This window comes from Sphingomonas sp. G5 (assembly GCF_052660795.1).
On sequence record NZ_CP109660.1, the window covers coordinates 1,155,826 to 1,177,375 of the forward strand.

Below are 21,550 nucleotides of genomic sequence, written 5' to 3' on the forward strand. Positions count from 1 at the left end.
CGCTCTCTAGACTGGGCGCATGGCGACTCTCGCGTTCACCAAGGGGCACGGCACCGGCAACGACTTCGTGGTGGTGGCCGACCCCGACGGGGAACTCGAGCTCTCCGACGCGCAGATCGCCGTGCTCTGCGACCGTCACTTCGGCATCGGAGCCGACGGGTTGCTGCGTGTTGTCCGTTCCGCCGCTCTCGATGAGGGCGCCGAGGCCGCGGCATCCGGTGCCGAATGGTTCATGGACTACCGCAATGCCGACGGATCGAAGGCGGAGATGTGCGGGAACGGCACGCGCGTGTTCGCCCGGTACCTGAGCGACACCGGTCTCGCCACGCTCGACGGAGGGCTGCGTATCGGCACGCGCGCGGGGGTGAAGACCCTCACGCGCAGCGAACGCGGTTACGAGGTCGACCTGGGCGTCTACGCGATCGAGGGCGATGAGACGCTCGTGCGCGCCAAGGGGGTGCCGGTCGCGCGCCCGGGGGTGGGAGTCGACGTCGGCAACCCGCACGTGGTGGTGGCACTGTCCTCGGAGGCGGAGCTCGAGGGGCTCGATCTCACGTACCAGCCGGTCCTCGACCCGTCTCCCCGTCACGGTGCGAACGTCGAGTTCGTCGTTCCGTCCGACCCGCTCGTGCGCGACGGGGTCGGCGCGATCCGCCTGCGCGTGTTCGAGCGCGGAGTGGGGGAGACGCTGAGCTGCGGCACCGGCGTGGCCGCGGCAGCCCTGGCTGTGCGGCACTGGGCCGGGGTGGCCGCCCCCGACTCCTGGGTCGTCGATACGCCCGGGGGAACGTTGGGCGTGCGCGTGGCCGAGGGTCGCGTCTTTCTGTCGGGCCCGGCATCGCTGGTGTTCACGGGCGAGGTCGCGCTCGCCTGAGGCGCGCGGCCGTCTCGTGGACGCGCGAGATCACACGGTGGCGTGAGGTGCCCCGATCGGCGCACGAGCGATCGGATGACAGAACGCGGACGGTGCGATCGCGGCATCCGGTCGCGGCGCGGCGAGGAGGAGTCTCGGCGTCAGGAGACGACGTCGATGAGCTCGCTCGGCGGCGAACCGTGCTTGCGCACGCGCAGCACACGGAAGCCGCGGCCGGTGGCGGCGCGCTGCACGCCGTACCCCTCCGGGAAGGTCGCCGCGAGCCAGCGCTGCAGGGAGTCGGAGCCGAGATTGCGCTGGACGACGAACCAACCGTCGCTGCGCTCCGAGAGGCGCGGGATCCAGTGCTGGAGCATGCTGTGCAACTCGGACTTGCCGACGCGGATCGGCGGATTGGACCGGATGGTGCGGAACGACACGTCGTCGGGAACATCCTCGGGCCGCACCGCGTTGATGTTGTGGAGGCCGTGGGAATCCGCGTTCCGCCTCACGAGATCGAGAGCACGCTCGTTGACGTCGACCGCCCAGATGGTCGCGTGCGGTGAGGCGAGCGCCAGCGACAGCGAGATCGGACCCCACCCGCACCCCAGGTCGAGGAAGTGCCCACCGGCGGGAGGGGGCGGGGTGTTCGCGAGCAGCACCGAGGTGCCGGCATCCACGTGGTCGGGACTGAAGACGCCGCCGGCCGTGACCACCTCGAGTTCTCGACCGGCCAGCGTCACGCGAAGGCGGCGGAGCTGCTCGGGACTCGACGGCGACGCGCTGAAGTAGTGCTCGCTCCCCATCACGCCAGGATATCCGACCGGCCCCCACGCCGCCGGGCCGGATAAAGTGCCAGAACACGCGGGAACACCGCGAACGGAAGGAACCCATGACCGAACAGACCACACCCCCGAGCACCGACGCGTCTCCGGTGGATCCGGTGGACCGTGTGCTCTCGCGCGCCGAAGCGCACCGAGGGGTCCGGGTCTTTGGTGCCGCGCAAGCTCTCCAGGACGTCACCACGGCCTACGGCGGCGACTCCGACGGCGACCAGTGGGACCGCGAGGAACGTGCGGCGTTGCGTCGCGTCGCCGGTCTCTCGACCGAGCTCGAAGACGTCACCGAGGTCGAGTACCGACAGTTGCGCCTCGAGAACGTCGTGCTCGTCGGCGTGCACCCCCAGGGCGAGCAGGCGGATGCCGAGAACTCGCTGCGCGAACTGTCGGCGCTGGCCGAGACGGCCGGTGCCGTCGTCCTCGACGGCGTGCTGCAGCGGCGGCCCCATCCGGATCCGGCGACCTACGTCGGACGCGGCAAGGCGGCGGAACTGCGCGACATCGTCGCCGCCGTCGGTGCCGACACCGTGATCGCCGACACCGAACTGGCCCCCAGCCAGCGGCGCGCCCTCGAAGACGTCGTGAAGGTCAAGGTGATCGATCGCACGACGGTGATCCTCGACATCTTCAGCCAGCACGCGAAGAGTCGCGAGGGAAAGGCTCAGGTCGAGCTCGCGCAGCTCGAATACCTGCTCCCGCGCCTCCGCGGATGGGGTGACTCGATGTCGCGCCAGGCCGGCGGACAGGTGGGCGCGGGCGGCGCCGGCATGGGCTCGCGCGGTCCCGGTGAGACGAAGATCGAACTCGATCGCCGTCGCATCCGCACGAAGATGGCGCTCCTGCGCAAGCAGTTGCGTGATTTCGCGCCGGCCCGCGAGGCAAAGCGCGCCGAACGCAAGCGGCACACGATCCCCTCCGTCGCGATCGCCGGGTACACCAACGCCGGTAAGTCGAGCCTGCTCAACCGCCTGACGAGCGCCGGAGTGCTCGTCGAGAACGCCTTGTTCGCGACCCTGGATGCCACGGTCCGTCGCTCCGAGACGAGTGACGGCCGCGTCTACACGTTGACCGACACGGTCGGCTTCGTTCGGAACCTCCCGCATCAGCTCGTCGAAGCGTTCCGCTCCACGCTCGAGGAGGTCGGCGACGCCGACGTCATCCTCCACGTCGTCGATGCCTCGCATCCCGACCCGGCCGCGCAGCTGATGACGGTACGCGATGTGATGGGCGACGTCGACGCGAACTTCGGTCAGGAGATCGTGGTCTTCAACAAGGCGGACCTGGTCGGCGAAGACGACCGTCTCGTGCTGCGAGGGCTCGCGCCGAACGCGAAGTTCGTCTCGTCCCGGACAGGGGAGGGCATCGAGGAGCTTCGCGCCGCCATCGAGGACGCCCTGCCGCGGCCGGCGGTCGAGGTGCAGGCGATCGTTCCCTACGACCGTGGCGACCTCGTCTCTGCCGTGCACGAGAGCGGATTGATCGTCGCCCAGGAGCACCGCGAGAGCGGGACGTTCCTGCACGCTCACGTGGGCGCGCGCCTCGCGGCGGAGCTCGCCGCGTTCGGAGCCTGATCCCCGGTCGGATCACGGGCCCCCGCGCTTCGGCGTGGGGGCCCGTCCCTTTTGCCTCTGTCGGCCGCGCGGGGCGCCTCCGCCCGGAGGGTTGTCTGCGCCTCCGGCGCCTCGAGAGGTCAGCTGAGCTCGAGTGCCCGGACGCCGGGGGTCTCGAAGCCGAACACCGCGCCGAGGAAGCCGAGCTCGCGCTCGAGCGAGTCGATCACCGTCTCGGACCGCCGGAAGCCGTGACCCTCGCCCTCGTACAGCACGTATGCGTGCGGCACGCCGTGCGCGGTGAGAGCATCGCGGATGGCCTCGGCCTGCGAGGGCGGGACGACTCGGTCTTCCGAGCCCTGCAGGATCAGCAGGGGTACGCGGAACAGATCCGGGCGCCCCAGAGGTGATCGCTCGACATACACCGCCTCGGCCTCGGGCAGGGGGCCGATGAGTCCGTCGAGGTAGCGAGCCTCGAAATCGTGGGTGTCCTCGGCGAGAGCGCGAGCATCTCCCACGCCGTAGCGCGAGATACCGGCCGAGAACACGTCGGTGCGGGTCACCGCGGCCAGCACCGTCCACCCGCCCGCCGATCCGCCGGCGACGGCGAGACGACCGGGGTCGGCGAGACCCGCCTCGGCGAGGGCGGATGCCGCGGCGGCGACGTCATCGACATCGACGACGCCCCACTGTCCCTTGAGTCGGTCGCGGTACCTGCGCCCGTAACCGGTGGAGCCGCCGTAGTTGACGTCGAGAACGCCGATCCCGCGACTGGTGAAGAACTCCGTCTTCGCCGAGGGGGCAGGACCCACGTGCGAGGTGGGTCCACCGTGGACGAGGACGACGTAGGGCGGCCGCTCGTCTGCGGCGGGAGTGACGTCGGGGTTGGTCGGGGCGTAGGCGAAAGCGTGCACCGGGCCGTGGGGGCCGTCGGTCGACAGGGCGCGGGCTACCGGCATCCATTCGTCCCCCCAGGAGCCGGCACCGCCGGTGACGAGCTCGACCGAGCCGGAGTCGAGGTCGACCAGCCAGAGTCCCGAGCGTCCGCCCGCATCGGACCCCGAGACGAGCACGCGCGCGTCACGGACATCGTCGATCGCTGCTCCCGCGACGACGGGGACCCCGACCGGGCGCACGCCGCTGGGGGCGATCTCGACGATGTCGTCGGCTCCGTTCGTGCGGACCGCGACGACGCGCCCGTCGGCGGCGGCCCCGAACCACCGGGTGCCGAGGACCCACAGGCCGCCGCCGGTGTCGGCGTCAGCGGGGGCGAGGGCCTGGGCGTCGCCGTCGAGAGGGCGGCGGAAGAGGTTCCAGCGCCCGTCGGGATCGTCGGCGTAGAGCAGCTCGTCGTCCGCTATCCAGACGGGCTGCAGCGGCGCGCGAGCCTCGCCGCCCGCCACATCGCGGACGGATCCCGTCTCGAGGTCGGCAACGCGCAGGACCGTGGCATCCCACGGCATGTCGGGGTGGTTCCAGGCGACCCAGGCCAGACGCAGACCGTCGGGGGAGAGGGCCGGCTGCGCGAGGAAGTCGCTGCCCTCGGCGAGCACCTCGACCGTTCCGTCGAGCGGGATGCGCACGATCGCCCGGCGCGGAACTCGGGAAGAGCCGTGGGTCTCGCGGACGGCCAAGAGGACGCCGTGCTCCCAGCGGAGGCCGCCGTGGCGTACGGCGTCGTCGGCGGGAGTCAGCGCCCGCGCGGTCTCGCCCGGACGGAGCGCGTATACGCGCTGGTCGGTCTTCTCGACGTAGTACAGCTCACCGTCGTCGGACGCCGTCCACGCGCCGCCGCCGTACTCGTGGACCGCGGAGCGCGCATTGGCGGGTGCGGGGAGCACCGTATCGATCGAGCCGTCGGCCCGGCGGCGTTTCACCGCGACGCGACCCGCTTCGTGGGGGACGGACTCGCCCCACCAGATCTCGTCGCCCACGAGCCGTGCTCCGTCGACCCGCGGTGACGCCTGCGCGACCGACCCGGCCGTGATCGGGGAGGGCCAGGAACCGTAGGGGAGCGTGTCAGTCATGACACCAGCCTAGGCAGGGGCTCCGACATTCGACCCGGCGATCGCCCCGCATCCGTGGGAACCCGAAGGCGGGTGAGGTGCCGAGCGGCCCGGAGCGTGCAGAGGGCCGGATGCCGCCGCGCGTGCGGGCATCCGGCCCTGGATGGTGCGATCAGACGGTGCGCAGCACGGCGACCACGCGACCGAGGATGACCGCCTCATCGCCGAGGATCGGCTCGAACGCGCTGTTACGGGGGAGGAGCCAGGTGTGGCCGTCGCGCCGGCGGAACGTCTTGACGGTCGCCTCGTCGTCGAGCATGGCGGCCACGATCTCGCCGTTCTCGGCGGTGGCCTGAGAGCGGATGACGACCCAGTCCCCGTCGCAGATGGCCGCGTCGATCATGGAGTCGCCCGAGACCTTGAGCATGAACAGGTCGCCCTTTCCGACGAGCTGGCGCGGGAGAGGGAAGATCTCCTCGACCTGCTGGTCGGCCGTGATGGGCACGCCGGCGGCGATGCGACCGACCAGGGGCACGAGGGCGGCGTCGCCCAGGGCGGGGGCGGTGTCGGCGGGGTTCTCGGCGGCGGCGCCGGGAAGATCGATGAGCACCTCCATCGCACGTGTCTTGCCGGGGTCGCGACGGAGATATCCGCTGAGCTCGAGCTGATTGAGCTGGTGGGTGACGCTCGAGAGCGACTTGAGGCCGACCGCGTCGCCGATCTCGCGCATGCTCGGCGGATACCCGTGCCGAGCGATCGAGCGCTGGATCACTTCGAGGATCGCCAGCTGCTTGTCGCTGAGGTTCTTCCGCCGCCGCGTCTGCGGCCGCTCGCGGCCGGCAGCGGTCGTCGCGTCGGTCATCTGTGCTCCCCTCGCGCCGCGGGAACCACGGCGGAAATTCGAATGTCGGAGGTTGGTGATGAGGTCTCCGTGTCGAAACCGTATCCGGTCGACGACCCGAATGACACGGAGCCCCACGCGTGTCGCGTTCGATTCGTATGCGATACACGACGTCTTGACACTCGAACAGGTTCGAAGATAGATTCGGAATACAGATTCGCACCACCGCCCTCCCGGCCGAGGGCGGGGTGCGAATCTCTCCCCACCAAGGAGCACATCATGAGCAGCATCGCCCTCACCGCCCCGTCCACCCGCCTGCGCATCACCGCGCGCGGCCGTCGTGTCGTGGCGTTCCTCGTCTCGCTTCCGATCGTCGCCGTGCTTGCCGTGGCGATCGTCGGCGGCGGGTCCGCCCTTGCGTCCGGCGACGCCGGCGCCCCCGCCGGGGCGTTCACCGAGATCACCGTCATGAGCGGCGAGACCCTGTGGTCCATCGCTGAAGACGTGGCCCCCTCGGCCGACCCGCGTGACGTGGTCGCCGAGATCACTCGCCTCAACGCTCTTCCCGGCGGCTCGGTGTCGGCGGGTCAGCGCATCGCGATCCCCGCCGAGTACGCCCCCGCGGCCTGAGCGCCCCGACCCGGCTCGCGCACTCCGCCCTCCCTCGACGCCTACGATGGGTGAGGTGACCGTACGCCTCGACGACCTTCCTCTTCGCGACGATCTGCGGGGCATGACCCCGTACGGAGCCCCGCAGGCCGCACTGCCCGTGGCGCTCAACGTCAACGAGAACACGCATCCCGTTCCGTCCGAGGTGGCTGACGACATCCTCGATGCCGTGGCTCGGGCGTTGCGGGACGTCAACCGCTACCCCGACCGTGAGTTCACCGGTCTGCGCGAGGCCTTCGCGGGATACCTCGGGCACGGTCTGAACCCCGACCAGATCTGGGCGGCCAACGGTTCGAACGAGGTGCTTCAGCACATTCTGCAGGCTTTTGGCGGCCCCGGTCGCACGGCGATGGGCTTCGCCCCCACCTATTCGATGTACCCGATCCTCACGCGTGCCACGGGCGCGCGCTGGATTGTCGGGGAACGCGAGCACGACTTCACCCTGTCGCCCGAGTCGGCCGCCGCCCAGGTGCGCGAGCAGCGCCCCGACATCGTCTTCCTCTGCGCGCCGAACAACCCGACGGGCACCCCCCTGCGCCTCGACGTCGTCGAGGCGGTGTACGACGCGACCGACGGCATCGTGATCGTCGACGAGGCCTATGAGGAGTTCGCCCCCCGTGACGAGCCCTCGGCGGTGTCGTTGCTTCCCGATCGCCCGCGTCTGGTGGTCTCGCGCACCATGAGCAAGGCCTTCGCCTTCGCGGGCGCCCGGGTGGGCTACTTGGCGGCCGACCCCGCGCTGATCGACGCCCTCCGCCTGGTGCGGCTGCCGTACCACTTGAGCGCCCTCACGCAGGCGGCGGCGACCGCCGCGCTCGGCCACGCCGAGACGATGCTGTCGATGGTCGACGAGATCGTCGCGCAGCGCGACCGGATCTCGGCCACGGTGTCGGCCCTCGGCTACACCGCCCACGAGTCGTGGACCAACTTCGTCCTGTTCGGCGGCGTCGACGACCCGGCGGCCACCTGGAAGGCGCTGTACGACCGGGGCGTCCTCATCCGCGACGTCGGCATCGCCCACCACCTGCGCGTCACCGCGGGAACGGCCGACGAGACCACCGCATTCCTGGACGCGCTGGCCTCGGTAGGATCGCGATCATGACCGGCCCCGCCTCGCCCCGTACCGCCTCGATCGCGCGCGAGACGAGTGAGTCCCGAGTCGAGCTCGAGCTCGACCTCGACGGACGCGGCGTCAGCGACATCTCGACGAGCGTGCCGTTCTTCGACCACATGCTCACCGCGTTCGCGAAGCACTCGCTGACCGACCTGCGCGTCCGCTCGACGGGCGACACCCACATCGATGCGCACCACACGGTCGAAGACACCTCGATCGTGCTCGGGCAGGCTATCCGCCAGGCGCTCGGCGACAAGTCCGGTATCGCTCGCTACGGCGACGCCCTCGTGCCGCTCGACGAGGCCCTCGCGCAGGCCGTGGTCGACATCAGCGGGCGCCCATACCTCGTGCACACCGGTGAGCCCGCCGGCTTCGAGCACCACCTCATCGGCGGTCACTTCACCGGTTCACTCGTTCGCCACTCCTTCGAGGCGATCTCGATCCACGCCGGTCTGACCGTGCACGTGCGCGTCCTGGGTGGACGCGACCCGCACCACATCGCCGAGGCCGAGTACAAGGCGCTCGCGCGCGCCTTCCGTCAGGCCAAGGCTCTCGATCCCCTCGTCGACGGTGTCCCGAGTACCAAGGGCGCGCTGTGACCCGCAAACCCGTCGTCGCCGTCTTCGATTACGGCTCGGGCAACGTCCACTCCGCGGTCAAAGCGCTCATCAAGGCGGGAGCCGACGCCCGGCTCACCGCCGATCGTTCCCTGCTGCTCGACGCCGACGGTCTGCTCGTTCCCGGCGTCGGCGCGTACGGCGCGGTCATGGGTGCGCTGAACAACAGTCGCGGCGGCGAGATCATCGATCGCCGTCTGGCGGGCGGTCGCCCCGTCCTGGGTATCTGCGTGGGCATGCAGGTCATGTTCGAGCGTGGCATCGAGCGGGGCGCCGACACCCCTGGGCTGGGGGAGTGGCCCGGTACCGTGGCCGAGCTCGAGGCGCCGGTGCTCCCGCACATGGGCTGGAACACCGTGGCATCCGGTGAGGGATCGCGCTTGTTCGACGGACTCGACGGCGAGCGGTTCTACTTCGTCCACTCGTACGCGGCGCAGGACTGGTCGCTCGAGGTCACCCCGCCGTTCCCTCAGCCGGTCCTGACCTGGTGCACGTACGGCGCGCCCTTCCTGGCGGCCGTCGAGAACGGCCCCCTGTCGGCCACGCAGTTCCACCCGGAGAAGTCGGGCGAAGCCGGTATCCGGTTGCTCGCCAATTGGATCGACGGGCTGCGCGCGACTACTGTGTGACCTCGTGCCCCGGCTCGGCGAGATGCGCCGAAGGGTGCGAGGAGCCATGAACGATTTCGCGTCCACGCCCGAACTTGTGCTGCTTCCCGCGGTCGACGTCGCCGACGGCAAGGCCGTCCGTCTGACCCAGGGTGAGGCCGGTACCGAGACCAGCTATGGCGACCCCGTCGACGCTGCCGCCGACTTCGCCCGCCAGGGCGCGCAGTGGATCCACCTCGTGGACCTCGACGCCGCGTTCGGCCGCGGTAGCAACGCGAGCGTCATGCGCAAGGTGATCAAGCAGGTCAAGGGCGTGCAGGTCGAGCTCTCCGGCGGCATCCGGGACGACCGTTCGCTCGAGGCGGCGCTCGAGAGCGGAGCGACCCGCATCAACCTGGGTACCGCGGCCCTCGAGAACCCCGAGTGGGCCGCCGACGTCATCAACCGCTACGGCGAGGCGATCGCGGTCGGTCTCGACGTGCGCGGCACGACTCTGGCGGCGCGCGGCTGGACCCGCGACGGCGGTGACCTGTGGGCGGTGCTCGAGCGCCTCGAGAACGCCGGCTGCAGCCGCTACGTCGTGACCGACGTCACCAAGGACGGCACGCTCCGCGGTCCCAACATCGAGCTGCTGCGCGAGATGGCCCAGCGCACGCCCAAGCCGATCGTGGCTTCGGGCGGCGTCTCGAGTCTCGACGACATCGCTGCGCTGCGCGAGCTGGTGCCACTCGGCGTGGAGGGCGCGATCGTCGGCAAGGCGCTCTACGCGGGTCAGTTCACCCTGGCCGAGGCGCTGGATGTCGCCGGACACTGACGATCCGCACGGCCACGGCATCCACGGGGATTCCGCCGGCGTTCCGTGGGAGGGCCGGAGCTTCCAGCCCAATCAGCACTCGGGCGACGACGGCTCCGCCGATCCGGCGCTGCTCGCTTCTCTTCTGGCGTTCCGTGCCGGCGAGGGCGATGCCCGCGCCATCGTCGATGCCTATCGCGACGCGCGCCTGCTGATTCCCCTGGTCGCCGAGAAGGGCGACCACGGCGTCGGTCCGCACGGCCTCGAGGTCGACAAGACGCAGGAGCTCTCGATCGTGACGGTCGCCGCACCGGACGGCCGCAAGGTGCTTCCGGTCTTCACCTCGGTGGCGGCTCTCCAGGCGTGGGATGCCAAGGCCCGCCCGGTCCCCGCCGACGGGCGCCGCACGGCCCTGGCGGCGGCGTCGGAGGACACCGAGCTCATCGTCGTCGACCCCGCGTCGGAGACGGAGTTCGTGATCCGTCGTCCGGCCGTCTGGGCGATCGCCCAGGGTGAGCCGTGGGAGCCCGCGCACACCTCTCCCTCGATCTTCACGGGTCTGCAGGAGAGCATCTCGGGCGAGCTCGCCGTGCTGGACCTCGCCGTCGAGTCAGGGGATCCCACCGGTCGCCTTCGCGGCCCGGAGCTCGTGGTCCACCTGCAGCTCATGTCGGGCCTCGAGCAGGAGGAGTTGGATGCCACGCTGGCGCGCCTCGCCCGCCGCTGGTCGGCGGACGACCGCATCGCCGTGCTGGTCGACTCGCTGACGGTCAAGCTCCACCGCAGCACCGACGTCTGACCCGTCTGTCGACCTCGGTCCGACGGCACGCGCTCCGAGACCCCCGCAGTCTCGGTGAAGTCGGCCTGCGGCACAGGACGAAGGCGGTGCCCCTTCCCGAGTCGATCGGGGTAGGGGCCCGCTCATACCCGTACGGGTGTCACGGAAGAGGCGGCCTGCGGCACAGGGCGCAGTGATGCCCCCTTCCCCAGGCAATCGGGGTAGGGGGCCGCTCCCACACCCTCAGCGGTCACAGAAGAGGCGGCCTGCGGCACAGGACGAAGGGGGTGCCCTTTCCCTGGTCGATCGGGGTAGGGGCCCCGCTCTCGACCTGGGAAAGGGCACCCCCGCAGTCCGGTACCCCCGTACGACCGACTTACGTGACCGGCCCCGTCCACTTCTCGCCCGGCCCCTTGCCGATCGGGTCCTGGATCGTGGATGCCTCGCGGAACGCGAGCTGCAGCGACCGGAGACCGTCGCGCAGCGAACGTGCGTGCATGTCGCTGATCTCGGGGGCCCCGGCGGTGATGAGGCCGGCCAGCGCGTTGATGAGTTTGCGGGCCTCGTCGAGGTCGAGCTGCTGTCCGGGGTCGTCTGCGAGGCCGGTCTTCACAGCGGCGGCGCTCATGAGGTGCACGGCGGCCGTGGTGATGACCTCGACGGCCGGAACGTCGGCGATGTCGCGGGTGGCGGACGAGGCCGCGCGCTCCTGCTCCTCCCAGCGGGCGAGGCGCTCGTCTTCGGCTCCGTGGCGGTGCGCGGCCTGGTCGTCGGCGGGCTGGTCGGAGGGGATCGTGTCCACGTGAATCTCTCTGCTAGACTATGGCGGGCTTCGGAGTGTCTCACTCCGTACGAAAGAGGATCACATCCCACCCGCGCTTGCCGCTCCAGGCTACCGGGTTCCCGCACTCCGCTCCGTTTCGCACGGGGCCGTCAGGGTGCAGAAGCCGGTGCCGAAAGCACCGTGCCGGGTGGCGTGTTCTCCTCTTCGCCCGCGATTCCGACGGATCGCGGCGGCCACCACCCGTACGAAAGAGGAGTTCCGCATCAGCGATCCCCGCACCAACGAGCGCATCCGAGTCCCGGAGGTCCGTCTCGTCGGACCCAACGGCGAGCAGGTCGGCATCGTCCGAATCGAAGCTGCGCTGCGCCTGGCCCAGGAAGCGGACCTCGACTTGGTCGAGGTCGCGCCGAGCTCGAAGCCGCCCGTGGTCAAGATCATGGACTACGGCAAGTTCAAGTACGAGGCCGCTCAGAAGGCCAAAGAGACGCGTCGTAACCAGGCGAACACCGTCCTCAAAGAGGTCCGGTTCCGTCTGAAGATCGAGGCGCACGACTACATCACCAAGCTCAAGCGCGCCGAAGGCTTCCTTCAGGCGGGCGACAAGGTGAAGGCCATGATCCTGTTCCGTGGTCGCGAGCAGTCGCGTCCCGAGCAGGGCGTCCGTCTGCTTCGCAAGTTCGCCGAAGACGTCGCCGAGTTCGGCACCGTCGAGTCGAACCCCACGATCGACGGTCGCAACATGGTGATGGTGGTCGCTCCTCACAAGAACAAGTCCGAGGTCAAGACCGAGCAGAACGCGCAGCGCACGGCGAACCGTGAGGCCGCGCGCAGCGCCGCTCGAGGAGACTCGGCACCCACAGACGAAGCTGCTCCGGCGTCCGCCGAGTAAAGCTCCCCGACTCCCGCTCCGGCGGGAACCCCAACGAAGGAAGACAGATGCCGAAGCAGAAGACCCACTCGGGCGCCAAGAAGCGCTTCAAGCTCACCGGTAGCGGCAAGCTCATGAAGCAGCAGGCCGGCATGCGCCACAACCTCGAGGGCAAGGCCTCCAAGCGCACTCGTCGCCTCAACCAGGAGCAGGTCCTGGCCAAGGGTGACTCCAAGGTCGCCAAGAAGCTCCTCGGCCTCTGAGCGCCGACGCACGTTAGGAAGAATGAGAAATGGCTAGAGTCAAGCGGGCGGTAAACGCCCACAAGAAGCGTCGCGTCATCCTGGAGCGCGCCTCCGGTTACCGCGGTCAGCGTTCGCGTCTGTACCGCAAGGCCAAGGAGCAGGTCACCCACTCCCTGGTCTACGCGTACCGCGACCGCCGCAAGCGCAAGGGCGACTTCCGTCGTCTCTGGATCCAGCGCATCAACGCCGCCTCGCGCGCGAACGGCATGACGTACAACCGCTTCATCCAGGGCCTCGGTCTCGCGGGTGTGCAGGTCGACCGTCGCATGCTCGCCGAGCTCGCCGTGAACGAGCCCGCCGTGTTCGCGTCGCTCGTCGCGACCGCGAAGGCTGCGCTGCCGACCGACGTCAACGCCGCGAAGACCGCGTAAGACACGTCCTCTCGAGCGGGCGTCCTCTTCGGAGGGCGCCCGTTTCGTTGTTCCTGCGGGTCGTTCGCGCGGCGTCCCGAGCAGCATTCCGCCGGGGTCATACACTGGTGACGTGCTCGAGAACCCTCGTTCGCCGCGGGTGCGCGCCGTGGCCAAGCTCAGCAAGCGCGCCGCCCGCCAAGAGACGGGTCTGTTCCTGCTCGAAGGCCCGCAGGCCGCTCGGGAGGCGCTCGCCTGGGCCCCCCAGACCGTGCTCGAGGTCTATGCGACTTCTGCCGCGCTCGAGAAGCACACGGATGTGCGCGAGGCTGCGGAGCGAGCGGGTGTCGATCTGCAGGTCACCACTGAGGCGGTTCTGGACGCGATGGCCGATACGGTCACGCCCCAGGGGATCGTGGCGGTGGCGCGTCAGTCACCCACCGCGCTGGAGGACATCCTGGCCGGGGAGCCGCGCCTCATCGCGATCTGCGAGGAGGTGCGCGACCCCGGGAACCTCGGCACCATCATCCGGGCCGCGGATGCCGCGGGCGCGGACGCCGTGATTCTGACCGGCCGCACCGTCGACCCCTACAACCCGAAGGTCGTCCGCTCGACCACCGGATCGCTGTTCCATGTGCCGGTTGCCGTCGAGCTCGAACTCTCGGACGTCGTCGCCAGCGCTCACCAGGCGGGGCTGCGCATCGTCGCCGCCGATGTCGAGGGCACCGACTTCTTGGCATCCCGAGGGCTTCTATCGGAGCCGACGGCCTGGCTCTTCGGCAATGAGGCCCGGGGACTCGACGAGTCCGCCCTCGCCCAGGCGGACCTCGCTCTGCGCTTGCCGATCTACGGTCGCGCCGAGTCTCTGAACCTGGCCACGGCGGCGAGCGTGTGCCTGTACGAGACGGCTTTCGCCCAGCGAGCGCGCTGACGCCTGCTGTTACAGAACGGTTAAGGCGTGCGCCGGAATGTGGTCGGGCGCCCAGCATCCTCATAGGGTGAAGGCATGGCATCCGTTCCCCCGAAGACCGAGCCCCTGGTCGTCGTCGCCGACGTCCAGAAGCATTACGGGCAGTTCCAGGCTCTGAAAGACATCGACCTCACCGTCGACCGCGGCGAGGTCGTCGTGGTGATCGGACCCTCGGGGTCCGGCAAGTCGACGCTGTGCCGCACCATCAACCGCCTCGAGACCATCACGAGCGGTTCGATCATGATCGATGGCAAGGAGCTTCCCAAAGAGGGGAAGGGTCTGGCCGAGCTGCGTGCCGACGTCGGCATGGTGTTCCAGTCGTTCAACCTCTTCGCACATCTGACGATCCTCGAGAACGTCACGCTCGGGCCCATCAAGGTCCGCAAGATGAAGAAGGCGGATGCCGAGAAAGAGGCGCGTGCGCTTCTCGACCGCGTGGGCGTCGGACACCAGGCCGACAAGCTCCCGGCCCAGCTCTCGGGCGGTCAGCAGCAGCGCGTGGCGATCGCCCGCGCGCTGGCGATGAAGCCCAAGGTCATGCTCTTCGACGAGCCGACCTCGGCTCTCGACCCCGAGATGATCAACGAGGTGCTCGACGTGATGGTCGGCCTCGCCAAAGACGGCATGACGATGATCGTCGTCACGCACGAGATGGGCTTCGCCCGCAAGGCCGCGAACCGCGTGGTGTTCATGGCCGACGGGCAGATCGTCGAGCAGGCGACGCCCGAGCAGTTCTTCACGCGCCCCGAGTCCGACCGGGCGAAAGACTTCCTCTCGAAGCTCATCACCCACTGACGAGCCCCCATCATGACGGCGACGGACGAAGAGGTTCCTCGCCGAAGCGCGCAGTTCCGCCCCGGGCGATTCGCCGCGTGCTCTCCAGACTCTTGTATCCGCACAGCACACGTAACCAAGGAGACATCACATGCGTAAATCTCGTTTTCTCGCCGGCGCGAGCATCGTCGCCGCCGGCCTGCTGGCCCTGACGGCCTGCAACAGCGGCACCCCGGGCGCTGCACCCGGCTCCGACGGCGGCAGCGGCTCCGACACCCCCGTGTACGGCGCGGTCGCCAGCGACGTCAAGATCGACGGCAGCAAGACCTTCGACAAGATCACCTCCGCCGGCAAGATCGTCGTCGGTGTGAAGGAAGACCAGCCCGGTCTCGGGTACCTCGACCCCGTGACGGGCGAGCGCAAGGGCTTCGACGTCGACGTCGCACGCTGGATCGCCGCCTCGCTCGGCTACGACCCGGCCGACACCTCGAAGGTGGAGTACAAGGCGATCGCGTCGGCCAACCGCGAGCAGGCGCTCATCAACGGCGACATCGACTACTACGTCGGCACCTACTCGATCACCGACAAGCGCAAGGACCAGATCTCGTTCGCCGGTCCGTACTTCCTGACCGGTCAGGGCCTGCTCGTCGCCGCCGACAACGACACCATCACGGGCAAGGACTCGCTCACCGCCGAGACCACCGTGTGCTCGGTGACCGGTTCGACGCCGATCCAGCGCATCCGCGAGCAGACTCCGGCCAAGGTCGTCGAGTTCGACACCTACTCGCAGTGCGTCGAGAAGCTCAAGAACGGCGAGGTCGACGCGGTCACGACCGATGAGGCCATCCTCCTCGGCTACGCCGCCCAGGATCCCGACAACCTCAAGATCGCGGGCGAGCCCTTCAGCGAGGAGCGCTACGGCGTCGGCATCACCAAGGGCGACACCGCCTTCCAGGAGTTCGTGAACACCATGTTCACCGACGGCGGTTCCACCTGGGAGGCCATCTTCGAGAAGAACCTCGGCGCCTCGGGCGTCAAGGGCGAGCAGCCGGCGGTCGACCCCGTCAGCTGATCTCCCGGTGCGGGCGGCGCACTCCGCGCCGCCCGCGCCCCCGACGAGCACGACGAGAAAGAACGGACAGCGTACGGTGAACCAGATCTTCGACTACCCCGACCTGTGGGCGCAGGCGCTCTGGGGGACGGTCGTGCTCTTCGTGGGCGGCGGCCTGATTGCGCTCGTGCTCGGCTTCATCGTGGCGGCCATGCGCGTTTCGCCCGTGCCCATCGCCCGCGCGGTCGGCGCGGTCTACGTGAACTGGATCCGCAACACCCCGCTCACGCTGGTGCTGTTCTTCTTCGCGTTCTGCGTGCCGCTGCTGATCGACGTCCCGCGCGGGAGCTTCCTGACCCTCGCGGTGTGCGGCCTCGGCATCTACACGGCGACCTACGTGGCCGAGACACTGCGCTCGGGCATCAACACCGTGCCCGTCGGCCAGGCGGAGGCGGCCCGCGCTCTCGGTCTCGGCTTCGGCCAGGTCATGACGCTCGTGGTCCTGCCCCAGGCGACCCGTTCGGTCATTCCCCCGATGATGAGCGTCTTCATCGCCCTGCTCAAGAACACCACCGTCGCCGCCGGATTCTCGGTGGTCAACCTCGGGAACATCCGCGCGACGATGAGCGAGAACGGCGAGAACCAGCTCGTCACCATCCTTCTGGTGATGGCGGTCTTCGTCATCCTGGTCCTGCTGCTCGCGGCGCTGCAGAACGCGGCCGAGAAGAAGTGGAAGGTCGTCCGATGAGCTCCTCCGTCCTCTATGACGTACCGGGTCCCCGCGCACAGCTGCGCAACCGCATCCTCGGCGTCGTCACCCTCGTCCTCGTCGCCGCCGTCATCGGCTTCGTCGTCTGGCGCTTCATCGACACCGGCCAGTTCTCGGCGGCGAAGTGGAACGTCTTCAGCTACAGCGCGATCTGGGAGCGTTTCGGCCAGGCGACCCTCGCGACGCTCGCGGCGTTCGCCGTCGCGGCCGTCGGCGCGCTCGTCCTCGGCTTCATCCTGGCCATCGGCCGCATGTCCGACCACCGATGGGTGCGCCTCCCCGTCGGCTGGGTCGTCGAACTGCTCCGCGCCGTCCCCGTCCTCGTCTTCATGCTGCTGCTGTACTACGGTCTGCCCGTCATCGGCATCAAGATGTCGTCGTACTGGGCGGTCGTCATCGCCCTGATCCTCTACAACGGCTCGGTGCTGTCCGAGGTCATCCGCGCCGGCGTCGAGGCGCTCCCGCGCGGACAGAGCGAGGCCGGCTACGCCGTGGGGCTCCGCAAGGCCGGTGTGATGCGCCTGATCCTGCTCCCGCAGGCCATCCGCGCCATGCTGCCCGTGATCATCGCCCAGCTCGTGGTGACCCTGAAGGACACCGCTCTCGGCTTCATCATCACGTACCCCGAGCTGTTGTACTTCGCTCGTCTTCTCGGCTCCAACGGCGAATACGGGTCGCCGCTGATCCCGGCCGCGATGGTCGCCAGCGTCATCTACGTCGCGATGTGCCTCGCCCTGTCGTACACCGCGCACCGCGTCGAGCTCGGCCTCCGCCGCTCGCCCAAGGGCGGCAACGTCGCTCCCGCGGAGCCCGCGGGACAGACCAGCACCGACACCGAGCTGATCGTCGCCCAGCGCGGCCTCGGCAAGTACGACGCGGGTAGCGGCGGCGGAATCTGAGTCATCGGTCCGACGGGCGGGGGAGTGTCCCCGCCCGTCGGTAGACTCTCATCTCGTGTCCGACGCACCCGAGATCACCCCTGAGGCCGTCGCCTCCGCGGTCGATGAGGCCCTTGCCGCCATCGCCGCCGCCGCGACCACGGCCGAGCTCAAGTCCGCCCGCTCCGCGCACACGGGGGAGCAGTCCTCCCTCGCGCAGCTGAACGCCCAGATGCGCAACGTCGCCCCCGAGCACAAGGCCTCTTTCGGCAAGCTCGTCGGGCAGGCCCGCGGTCAGGTGAACCAGGCGCTCGCCGCCCGCGAGAGCGAGTTGGCCGAAGCCGAGACCGCCGCCCAGCTCGAGGCCGAGCGCATCGACGTCACGGCGCTGCCGCAGCGCGCACGCGTCGGGGCGCGGCATCCGATCTCGCTCCTGCAGGAGCAGGTGTCGGACATCTTCGTCGGCATGGGATGGGAGATCGCCGAGGGCCCCGAGCTCGAGCACGAGTGGTTCAACTTCGACGCGCTCAACTTCGACGTCGACCACCCCGCGCGTCAGATGCAGGACACCTTCTTCGTCGACCCGGTGGCACGCCACCTGGTGCTGCGGACCCACACCAGCCCGGTTCAGGTGCGGTCGATGCTCGAGCGCGACCTGCCGATCTACGTGCTCTGCCCCGGCCGGGTGTACCGCACCGACGAGTTCGACGCGACGCACCTGCCGGTGTTCACGCAGTTCGAGGGTCTCGTGATCGACAAGAACATCACGATGGCCCACCTCAAGGGCACGCTCGACCACGCCGCGCGCGTGCTGTTCGGGCCAGAGGCCAAGACGCGCTTCCGCGCGAACTTCTTCCCGTTCACCGAGCCGAGCGCAGAGCTCGACCTGTGGCATCCCACCTTCAAGGGCGGGGCGCGCTGGATCGAGTGGGGCGGCTGCGGAATGGTGAACCCCAACGTCCTGCGGGCCGCCGGTATCGATCCCGAGGAGTACTCGGGCTTCGCGTTCGGCATGGGCATCGAGCGCACGCTCATGTTCCGCAGCGACGTACAAGACATGCGCGACATGGCCGAGGGCGATGTCCGATTCAGCGAGCAGTTCGGAATGGTGGTCTGATGCGCGTCCCGCTCTCCTGGTTGCGCGAGTACGTCGACGTGCCCGCCGAGGCCACGCCCGAGGACGTCCTCGCGGCTTTGGTGTCGGTCGGCTTCGAAGAGGAGGACGTGCACCGCTTCGAGCTGTCCGGCCCGATCGTGGTCGGCGAGGTGAAGGAGTTCACTCCCGAGCCCCAGTCCAACGGCAAGACCATCCGCTGGTGTCAGGTCGACGTCGGAACCGAGAACGGGGGAGTGCGCGGCATCGTCTGCGGTGCGGGCAATTTCTTCGAGGGCGACAAGGTCGTGGTGACCCTGCCCGGCTCTGTGCTGCCCGGACCCTTCCCGATCGCGGCTCGCAAGACCTACGGCCACGTCTCCGACGGCATGATCGCTTCGGCGAAAGAGCTCGGTCTCGGCAGCGAGCACAGCGGCATCCTGCGTCTGATCGATCTGGGAATCGATGCGCCCGTCGGCACGGATGCCATCGCGCTGCTCGGTCTGGATGACCTCGCGGTCGAGATCAACGTCACTCCCGATCGCGGCTACGCCCTGTCGTTGCGCGGGGTCGCCCGCGAGTACTCGCACGCGACCGGCGCGGACTTCCGCGATCCGGGCCTCGGCCACGACGGCGCCGCGGGACGCACGCCCTCGGGCTTCCCGATCACGGTCGCCGACCAGGCTCCCATCCGCGGACGCAAGGGCGCCACGGAGTTCGTCGCGCGGATCGTCCGCGACGTCGATCCCTCGCGTCCGACCCCGCCGTGGATGATCACGCGCCTGTCGCTCGCCGGTATCCGCTCGCTCGGCGTGCTGATCGACATCACGAACTACGTCATGCTCGAGCTCGGCCAGCCGATCCACGGCTACGACCTCGACCGGCTGCAGGGCGGCATCACGGTGCGCCGCGCGGAGCAGGGCGAGAAGCTCGAGACCCTCGACGGTCAGGTGCGCACGCTCGACTCCGAAGACCTCCTGATCACCGACGAGTCGGGCCCCATCGGCCTCGCCGGTGTCATGGGCGGCGGTCCGACCGAGATGAGCGACGCGACTCGGAACGTCCTCATCGAGGCGGCGACGTTCGACCAGGTGTCGATCGCCCGAACGGCGCGTCGGCACAAGCTCCCCTCCGAAGCATCGCGGCGCTTCGAGCGCGGCGTCGACCCGCTCGTGCCGTACGTCGCGGCGGAGCGTGTCGCCTCGCTCATGGTGGAGCTGGCCGGCGGCACGCTCGACACCGAGCTCGGCGGGTCGCTCGGCTCGAGCTACCGTCGCGAGGCGATCACGCTCCCCGCGGGCTTCGTCCCCGGACTGATCGGCGTGGAGTACACCGATGACGAGATCGTGTCGGCGCTGCGACTCATCGGATGCACGGTCGAGGAGCGCGACGGAGGGTGGTCGGTGACCGCCCCGTCGTGGCGCCACGACCTCAGCGACAAGTGGACGCTCGCCGAAGAGGTGGCGCGCATCGAGGGCTACGACCGCATCCCGTCCGTGCTGCCGACGCCCCCGTCCGGTCGCGGGCTCACCGCCGCGCAGCAGGGGCGCCGCCGCGTGGCCAACGCCCTGGCCGCGGCCGGCTTCGTCGAGACGCCGTCGTTCCCGTTCACGACGGAGGAGCAGAACGCCCTGCACGGTTCACCGTCCGGTGACCCGCTGCCGAGCGTGAAGCTGGCGAACCCGCTCGACGGACTGGCGCCGTTCCTGCGTCGCTCGCTCGTTCCGGCCCTGCTGCAGGTCGCGCACCGCAACGTGTCGCGCGGCATCGTCGACCTCGCGCTGTTCGAGACCGGCACGGTCTTCCTCCCGAAGCCCGGCGTGCGATACGGCACCTCGTCGGTCCCGCCGCTGGCGGTGCGACCGGATGCCGCGACGCTCACGGCCCTCGACGCGTCGATCCCGCCGCAGCGTCGCCACGTCGCTGTGCTCCTGACGGGACACACCGTTGCCAAGCAGCCGGGTCAGCCCGCGGTGGCCGCGGACCTCGCCGCCGCCGTGGATGCCGTCCGAGTGCTCACCGCCGCCGCCGGCCTCGATGTGGAGCTGGTGCAAGCGCAGCGCGCGGCCCTGCACCCGGGTCGCACGGCTCGCGTGCTCGCCGCGGGCACCGACATCGGTTACGTCGGAGAGCTGCTGCCCGTCGTCGCCGCGGCCGCCGATCTGCCCGGTCGCGTTCTCGTGGCCGAGCTCGACCTCGACGCCATGCTCGAGCTCGCACACGCGCGCGTGGTCGCGGCATCCCTCTCGGGCTTCCCGGCCGCCACGCAGGACGTGTCTCTGACCCTGCCGACCGATGTCGCCGCCGGCGCGGTGCGCGCCGCGCTGCTCGAGGGCGGGGCTCCGCTGCTCGAAGGCGCCCGGCTCGTCGACGACTACCGCGGCCCGGGCCTCGCCGAGGGAACGAAGAGCCTGACCTTCGCGCTGCGTTTCCGCGCCGAGGACCGCACGCTGACCGCGGCCGAGGCGACCGCGGCGAAGCTCGCGGGTGTCGCCGTGGCCGCCGAGCGCTTCGGTGCCGCCATCCGCGACTGACCGTTCTGCACGACCCGGAGCGCCGCCGGCCCGCGCCGTGCGGCGCTCCGGCGTTCCGAGGGTCTCGTCGTGCGGGGCGGTGTGTGACGGCCGCGAGGCTGGACCGGGCCGCCTCGGCACGCGCCCGGGAGGGAGGCGCTCGCGTGCGCACAGGAGTCTGCCCTCATCGCCGGTAAGGGGGCAGTCGGACGTGCGCGGCGATGAGGGCAGGTTTCACAGCATACGTCCTTCGTGTCCCCCATTCGGGGGACGTGGTGGGAGGGTGTCGCCGGCGCGGCGTCTCCCCGAAGTCTGCGGCGACACCGGCGTTGATTTGCCCCTCCGCCTCCGCTGCCGTTACCCTCGCCACATGTCGTCGATCACCGTGCGCACCGAGGAGCTCTTCGTGAGCACCGGTGGCGAGCGTCGACGTCGGGTCGCGCGCCGATTCTCGGCGACCTCGTAACCCGCCACAGGTCGGGCATACGGGCGTCGCCGCCCCGGTTCATGCGGATTTCCGCACCAGC

22 protein-coding genes are annotated in these 21,550 nt (G+C 69.8%); 18 read left to right on the plus strand and 4 right to left on the minus strand.

The annotated features are described in order from the left end of the window. Nucleotides 1-19: 19 nt before the first annotated feature. Nucleotides 20-874, plus strand: coding sequence for a diaminopimelate epimerase (dapF, locus tag NE358_RS05545; protein WP_289942218.1), 855 nt, complete (start codon nt 20-22; stop codon nt 872-874). A 140-nt stretch (nt 875-1,014) separates the two neighbouring features. On the opposite strand, the gene NE358_RS05550 is transcribed toward dapF, so the two are convergent. Next, nucleotides 1,015-1,659: a class I SAM-dependent methyltransferase gene (locus tag NE358_RS05550; RefSeq protein ID WP_103210445.1), complete on the minus strand. Its 645-nt coding sequence runs from the start codon at nt 1,657-1,659 to the stop codon at nt 1,015-1,017. An 86-nt stretch (nt 1,660-1,745) separates the two neighbouring features. On the opposite strand from NE358_RS05550, the gene hflX reads away from it, so the two are divergent. Beyond that, nucleotides 1,746-3,263 carry a GTPase HflX gene (gene hflX, locus NE358_RS05555; protein ID WP_103210447.1) on the plus strand — a complete coding sequence of 506 codons (1,518 nt, stop codon included), beginning with the start codon at nt 1,746-1,748 and terminating at the stop codon, nt 3,261-3,263. A 119-nt stretch (nt 3,264-3,382) separates the two neighbouring features. Here hflX and NE358_RS05560 read toward each other — a convergent pair whose 3' ends face one another. Together NE358_RS05560 and lexA are read right to left on the minus strand one after the other, a co-directional pair. After that, nucleotides 3,383-5,269 carry a S9 family peptidase gene (locus NE358_RS05560; protein ID WP_289942223.1) on the minus strand — a complete coding sequence of 629 codons (1,887 nt, stop codon included), beginning with the start codon at nt 5,267-5,269 and terminating at the stop codon, nt 3,383-3,385. Between the two features lie 151 nt (nt 5,270-5,420). Further along, nucleotides 5,421-6,110, minus strand: coding sequence for a transcriptional repressor LexA (gene lexA, locus NE358_RS05565; protein WP_103210451.1), 690 nt, complete (start codon nt 6,108-6,110; stop codon nt 5,421-5,423). Between the two features lie 258 nt (nt 6,111-6,368). On the opposite strand from lexA, the gene NE358_RS05570 reads away from it, so the two are divergent. The 6 genes from NE358_RS05570 to NE358_RS05595 are packed head-to-tail and all read left to right on the plus strand — an operon-like array spanning nt 6,369 to nt 10,689. After that, complete coding sequence (locus NE358_RS05570) at nt 6,369-6,719, plus strand: LysM peptidoglycan-binding domain-containing protein (protein WP_116238379.1); 351 nt, start codon at nt 6,369-6,371, stop codon at nt 6,717-6,719. 55 nt (nt 6,720-6,774) lie between these two features. Next, the gene (locus NE358_RS05575; protein WP_499318372.1) at nt 6,775-7,860 is read left to right on the plus strand and encodes a histidinol-phosphate transaminase; all 1,086 of its coding nucleotides are present in this window, start codon (nt 6,775-6,777) and stop codon (nt 7,858-7,860) included. Next, nucleotides 7,857-8,471 carry an imidazoleglycerol-phosphate dehydratase HisB gene (hisB, locus tag NE358_RS05580; RefSeq protein ID WP_103210459.1) on the plus strand — a complete coding sequence of 205 codons (615 nt, stop codon included), beginning with the start codon at nt 7,857-7,859 and terminating at the stop codon, nt 8,469-8,471. The genes NE358_RS05575 and hisB overlap by 4 nt, the downstream gene beginning before the upstream one ends. Next, nucleotides 8,468-9,118: an imidazole glycerol phosphate synthase subunit HisH gene (gene hisH, locus NE358_RS05585; RefSeq protein ID WP_289942234.1), complete on the plus strand. Its 651-nt coding sequence runs from the start codon at nt 8,468-8,470 to the stop codon at nt 9,116-9,118. Before hisB ends, hisH begins: the two co-directional genes overlap by 4 nt. Nucleotides 9,119-9,164: 46 nt before the next feature. Next, nucleotides 9,165-9,911, plus strand: a complete 747-nt coding sequence (gene priA / locus NE358_RS05590; RefSeq protein WP_289942235.1) for a bifunctional 1-(5-phosphoribosyl)-5-((5-phosphoribosylamino)methylideneamino)imidazole-4-carboxamide isomerase/phosphoribosylanthranilate isomerase PriA — start codon at nt 9,165-9,167, stop codon at nt 9,909-9,911. After that, nucleotides 9,895-10,689: an SseB family protein gene (locus NE358_RS05595; protein ID WP_289942236.1), complete on the plus strand. Its 795-nt coding sequence runs from the start codon at nt 9,895-9,897 to the stop codon at nt 10,687-10,689. Before priA ends, NE358_RS05595 begins: the two co-directional genes overlap by 17 nt. A gap of 355 nt (nt 10,690-11,044) precedes the next feature. On the opposite strand, the gene NE358_RS05600 is transcribed toward NE358_RS05595, so the two are convergent. Further along, on the minus strand, nt 11,045-11,470 hold the full coding sequence (locus NE358_RS05600; RefSeq protein WP_371861588.1) for a DUF1844 domain-containing protein: 426 nt from the start codon (nt 11,468-11,470) through the stop codon (nt 11,045-11,047). A gap of 169 nt (nt 11,471-11,639) precedes the next feature. On the opposite strand from NE358_RS05600, the gene infC reads away from it, so the two are divergent. The 10 genes from infC (at nt 11,640) to pheT (ending at nt 21,044) form a co-directional block, all read left to right on the plus strand. Beyond that, the gene (gene infC / locus NE358_RS05605; protein ID WP_499318375.1) at nt 11,640-12,341 is read left to right on the plus strand and encodes a translation initiation factor IF-3; all 702 of its coding nucleotides are present in this window, start codon (nt 11,640-11,642) and stop codon (nt 12,339-12,341) included. A 47-nt stretch (nt 12,342-12,388) separates the two neighbouring features. Beyond that, nucleotides 12,389-12,583, plus strand: coding sequence for a 50S ribosomal protein L35 (gene rpmI / locus NE358_RS05610; protein ID WP_013583375.1), 195 nt, complete (start codon nt 12,389-12,391; stop codon nt 12,581-12,583). A 29-nt stretch (nt 12,584-12,612) separates the two neighbouring features. Further along, on the plus strand, nt 12,613-12,996 hold the full coding sequence (rplT, locus tag NE358_RS05615; protein ID WP_056227445.1) for a 50S ribosomal protein L20: 384 nt from the start codon (nt 12,613-12,615) through the stop codon (nt 12,994-12,996). 112 nt (nt 12,997-13,108) lie between these two features. Then, nucleotides 13,109-13,906, plus strand: a complete 798-nt coding sequence (locus NE358_RS05620; RefSeq protein ID WP_103210468.1) for a TrmH family RNA methyltransferase — start codon at nt 13,109-13,111, stop codon at nt 13,904-13,906. Between the two features lie 75 nt (nt 13,907-13,981). Beyond that, on the plus strand, nt 13,982-14,740 hold the full coding sequence (locus NE358_RS05625; protein ID WP_435302734.1) for an amino acid ABC transporter ATP-binding protein: 759 nt from the start codon (nt 13,982-13,984) through the stop codon (nt 14,738-14,740). 130 nt (nt 14,741-14,870) lie between these two features. Then, on the plus strand, nt 14,871-15,791 hold the full coding sequence (locus NE358_RS05630) for a glutamate ABC transporter substrate-binding protein (protein ID WP_103210473.1): 921 nt from the start codon (nt 14,871-14,873) through the stop codon (nt 15,789-15,791). Between the two features lie 76 nt (nt 15,792-15,867). Then, a complete protein-coding gene (locus tag NE358_RS05635; RefSeq protein WP_094733477.1) occupies nt 15,868-16,518 on the plus strand; it encodes an amino acid ABC transporter permease in 651 nt (216 codons plus the stop codon). Next, nucleotides 16,515-17,438: an amino acid ABC transporter permease gene (locus tag NE358_RS05640; RefSeq protein WP_289942257.1), complete on the plus strand. Its 924-nt coding sequence runs from the start codon at nt 16,515-16,517 to the stop codon at nt 17,436-17,438. The genes NE358_RS05635 and NE358_RS05640 overlap by 4 nt, the downstream gene beginning before the upstream one ends. Before the next feature lie 55 nt (nt 17,439-17,493). After that, nucleotides 17,494-18,534, plus strand: a complete 1,041-nt coding sequence (gene pheS, locus NE358_RS05645; RefSeq protein ID WP_103210477.1) for a phenylalanine--tRNA ligase subunit alpha — start codon at nt 17,494-17,496, stop codon at nt 18,532-18,534. Next, nucleotides 18,534-21,044: a phenylalanine--tRNA ligase subunit beta gene (gene pheT, locus NE358_RS05650; protein ID WP_289942260.1), complete on the plus strand. Its 2,511-nt coding sequence runs from the start codon at nt 18,534-18,536 to the stop codon at nt 21,042-21,044. The genes pheS and pheT overlap by 1 nt, the downstream gene beginning before the upstream one ends. Nucleotides 21,045-21,550 lie beyond the last annotated feature (506 nt).

Bases quoted from the DNA above. Each gene is read 5' to 3' on its own strand.
- hisB (WP_103210459.1), top strand. From the start codon at position 7,857: ATGACCGGCCCCGCCTCGCCCCGTACCGCCTCGATCGCGCGCGAGACG.
- rpmI (WP_013583375.1), top strand. From the start codon at position 12,389: ATGCCGAAGCAGAAGACCCACTCGGGCGCCAAGAAGCGCTTCAAGCTC.
- priA (WP_289942235.1), top strand. From the start codon at position 9,165: ATGAACGATTTCGCGTCCACGCCCGAACTTGTGCTGCTTCCCGCGGTC.
- NE358_RS05595 (WP_289942236.1), top strand. From the start codon at position 9,895: ATGTCGCCGGACACTGACGATCCGCACGGCCACGGCATCCACGGGGAT.
- lexA (WP_103210451.1), bottom strand. From the start codon at position 6,110: ATGACCGACGCGACGACCGCTGCCGGCCGCGAGCGGCCGCAGACGCGG.
- pheT (WP_289942260.1), top strand. From the start codon at position 18,534: ATGCGCGTCCCGCTCTCCTGGTTGCGCGAGTACGTCGACGTGCCCGCC.
- NE358_RS05560 (WP_289942223.1), bottom strand. From the start codon at position 5,269: ATGACTGACACGCTCCCCTACGGTTCCTGGCCCTCCCCGATCACGGCC.
- NE358_RS05550 (WP_103210445.1), bottom strand. From the start codon at position 1,659: ATGGGGAGCGAGCACTACTTCAGCGCGTCGCCGTCGAGTCCCGAGCAG.
- NE358_RS05625 (WP_435302734.1), top strand. From the start codon at position 13,982: ATGGCATCCGTTCCCCCGAAGACCGAGCCCCTGGTCGTCGTCGCCGAC.
- NE358_RS05630 (WP_103210473.1), top strand. From the start codon at position 14,871: ATGCGTAAATCTCGTTTTCTCGCCGGCGCGAGCATCGTCGCCGCCGGC.
- dapF (WP_289942218.1), top strand. From the start codon at position 20: ATGGCGACTCTCGCGTTCACCAAGGGGCACGGCACCGGCAACGACTTC.
- NE358_RS05640 (WP_289942257.1), top strand. From the start codon at position 16,515: ATGAGCTCCTCCGTCCTCTATGACGTACCGGGTCCCCGCGCACAGCTG.
- rplT (WP_056227445.1), top strand. From the start codon at position 12,613: ATGGCTAGAGTCAAGCGGGCGGTAAACGCCCACAAGAAGCGTCGCGTC.
- NE358_RS05570 (WP_116238379.1), top strand. From the start codon at position 6,369: ATGAGCAGCATCGCCCTCACCGCCCCGTCCACCCGCCTGCGCATCACC.
- hflX (WP_103210447.1), top strand. From the start codon at position 1,746: ATGACCGAACAGACCACACCCCCGAGCACCGACGCGTCTCCGGTGGAT.